Source organism: Desulfobulbus rhabdoformis, from assembly GCF_016919065.1.
GTDB lineage: Bacteria > Desulfobacterota > Desulfobulbia > Desulfobulbales > Desulfobulbaceae > Desulfobulbus > Desulfobulbus rhabdoformis.
On the sequence record NZ_JAFFQA010000100.1, the window covers coordinates 1 to 2,945 of the forward strand.

A 2,945-nucleotide genomic window follows, 5' to 3' on the forward strand; every position below is an offset into this window, starting at 1 on the left:
CAATCTTGGCATTTTGGGCCCGATGATCGGTAAGTTTGCCAAAATCAGCTTTGATAGCTTGAATTAATGCGTCCACGTGGAGTGTTTTGTTCACGGCTCTTCCGTTCGTCGGTGCAACCAGTTGTAACGCCTTGATCGAGAAAATTTTCAGTGACTGCATAATCGATTCTCCGTGTAATTAGTTGTAATTCCATGAAAAAATCGATTTTTACCTTCAAGGCTTTGTCAAGAAAAAAATACGCTACTCCTGATTAATTTTTCGTTTATTTTTGATGAGTTAATCGCGTCTAAGCTCGTTGCCGAGGCGCTCGGAGAGCAGCCGTTTTGGAACCAAGCGTGTTCTCTAAAAGTTTACGAAACCCAATTCCCTCGTACCCCATAAAAACAGGGCATTACGGGATAACGGGAAGTGCTGTCAAGGGAGTGAGCACCGATTTTAACTATGATTCTGGCTTTCAGGGCATGCTACTACAGGATAACCAGACCGGCGAGTTTGTCATTACCTTCCGTGGCACAGAGCCGGATCAAGGGCCGGGTGAATTATATAATGATCTCATTGTTGCTGATATCCTCTATATGGGTACCGGACGTGGCCCTCAGCAAATGAAAGATGCCATGGATTTTGTGAATAAAATGATAAATATTCATGAGCTTGATTCTACCAATACCAATTTCACAGGACATTCGCTAGGTGGTGCGCTTGCTGGTATGGCAAGCTACGTTTATGGATTTGAGACATACACTTACAATGGCTTTGGTATTAAGAATATGTTGTGGGATGTGAATGACACATGTGACAACTATTCTTTGAATGAGTTTTTGGCAGATGACCTTGGAATTGTCAATACGTTGAATCCTTTTGCAGGAATAGCTGAATTTGAAACTCTTGGTGAATATCTGGAAGCCAATAATATTGAAATCAAGCATGAAGAAGATCGGGTTACCAATATTATTCATATAGGCCATTCCCGTACCGACCTTGTTGGCGGTATTGCAACTGATATTGTTTCTGGTCAGATAGGAGAGAGTTATTTTGTTGTCAACAATACAGGGGCCGCAGGAGGACTTTTAAATACCCACAGTATGGAAAACCTCAATGATAGTATCGTTATCTATAATAATGCTTTAGCCCTTTTTCCGGATGAAGATTATAATTCCATTACTGATATTATAATGAATATCAAGCCGGATCCCAAAAAGATTGAACGCTTTCTGACCTCTCTCGGGGAGGTTGTAAGAGTAGCCCATTCCGATAATCTGATCGAGTTATCAGAATACATCGGCAATTCGGGGATCACGAGCCTTACTCTCAATAGTCTTGCCGAGTCCAGCACTTCTAGTCTCGAAAGTCAAGCAGGTAGTCTTGCGGGAATGTATGCTCTACTTAACCTCAACCCCTTCACTATAACCGGGGCAAATTACAGTCATCTTAATCAAGATGGGGAGCTGGATAGTGCCAACTATTCCGACCAATACATCGAGGATCGGGCTAAATTTCTTTACTATCTATCCCACCCTGACACCACAGTCTCGAACTTCGATCCTGATATCGACTTTGTCGATAACCGCCTCGGTATTTCTCGGACAGTCGATAACGGCATGATGAGGTTTCAAGACGACAGCCAGTATCTATTCGGGAATTTGGAGGGAGAACTGTTGAAAGGTGAAGATGAAATCGATCATCTGTACGGTTCATCGCCCAAAGCCTTCTCACCCCATAGAGCTGTTTTGGGAATAGCCGCATAGGATGAGAGGGTAAACAGTTAGTTGAGGGAAAAGATATAACTTTTACTATGACCTTACTGACAGATCCCACTAACAAATATAGCTTATTAAGAGTCCACTAATGATTGAGATATTCGGAACTACCTATTACACGTCATGGCTTGCAACAATATTATTTTGTCTCATTACAGTGATAATTACAGTCATAATTATCTTGGGCTTACGGCTAATGTCAGCAAGAAACAGACCTTCAATAAAGAAATTACTGATAGTCTTTGGCGCCTTTGAACTTGTGATATTTGGGATTTTACACTGGGATATTATTGTTGCTGGACACCAAGTATCAAAGATGTGTCGTGAGCAAGGCGGGATGCACATTTACAAGACGGTAGCGGCAGACGGGATGGCAGGAATGTCTGGCATTAGAGGTTGGTCAGAGTATGGGTTTTCGTATGTTGAATATGTTGATTCCCGTGGAGATGTGATTCGTTCGACAATAATTAACGGCGAAATAGTCAAAGAAAGAGTGGATAAGATAACTAGCCAATATATCTTCAAATCAAAAAGAGAAAATATTGCAAAAATTGTCGATAAATCATTTATAAAAAAGATAACTTTATCTGTTATGGATAGGGATGATGGCAATGTTCTTGGTGAACTTATTTATTTTACTATACATCAAGGATGGGCTGACCATTGGGTTCCAGGGGAATATAAACCATGGAAATGTTGTAATAAAGGAATGCGAAATGGACGTAGTGTTTTTTTGACTGGTAGTGGCTTGATCAAAGAAGTAGTTAAGCCAGAAAACAAATAGAGGGATGAATATGACTTTCGAAGATATCAGTAGATATGCCTGGTTTGCAGATTTGGCTTATGTCAAATGGGAAGATAGCAGTAACAGCGAGGATAACCAGTACAACGGAGAAACGCCGGATATGATTCTTGCGGCAGTTGATGCTGAGCGTGCCCCAGAAGAATTAGCCAATAAGATATTTAACGACCTCAACTATTCTGTAGATTCATTTCAAAAAAACACATCATCTGGTTTTGCCGCATCTCTCTATAGTAATGGAGACGAGAAGGTCTTGGCGGGTGCATCCGCTACTTATGGCATTATTTAACCCGCCGGATCCTTTTTGGGCGTGATACTCTCTGCTGCTTTGCCTTTTGCTCATACTCCTCAAAAAAGGAATCGAATTTTGAATTGTACTTGGCAC

The 2,945-nt window shown here is 41.2% G+C and carries 3 protein-coding genes; all 3 read left to right on the forward strand.

Annotated features, from left to right (window positions below; translation table 11 throughout):
- Positions 1 to 324 precede the first annotated feature (324 nt).
- The 3 genes from JWJ90_RS22450 to JWJ90_RS22460 all read left to right on the forward strand — a co-directional run bounded on the left by JWJ90_RS22450 (position 325) and on the right by JWJ90_RS22460 (position 2,849).
- The gene (locus JWJ90_RS22450) at positions 325 to 1,746 is read left to right on the forward strand and encodes a Tle-like phospholipase domain-containing protein (RefSeq protein ID WP_205229456.1); all 1,422 of its coding nucleotides are present in this window, start codon (positions 325 to 327) and stop codon (positions 1,744 to 1,746) included.
- A 100-nt stretch (positions 1,747 to 1,846) separates the two neighbouring features.
- Positions 1,847 to 2,542: a hypothetical protein gene (locus JWJ90_RS22455; protein ID WP_205229457.1), complete on the forward strand. Its 696-nt coding sequence runs from the start codon at positions 1,847 to 1,849 to the stop codon at positions 2,540 to 2,542.
- A 10-nt stretch (positions 2,543 to 2,552) separates the two neighbouring features.
- On the forward strand, positions 2,553 to 2,849 hold the full coding sequence (locus JWJ90_RS22460; RefSeq protein ID WP_205229458.1) for a hypothetical protein: 297 nt from the start codon (positions 2,553 to 2,555) through the stop codon (positions 2,847 to 2,849).
- Positions 2,850 to 2,945 lie beyond the last annotated feature (96 nt).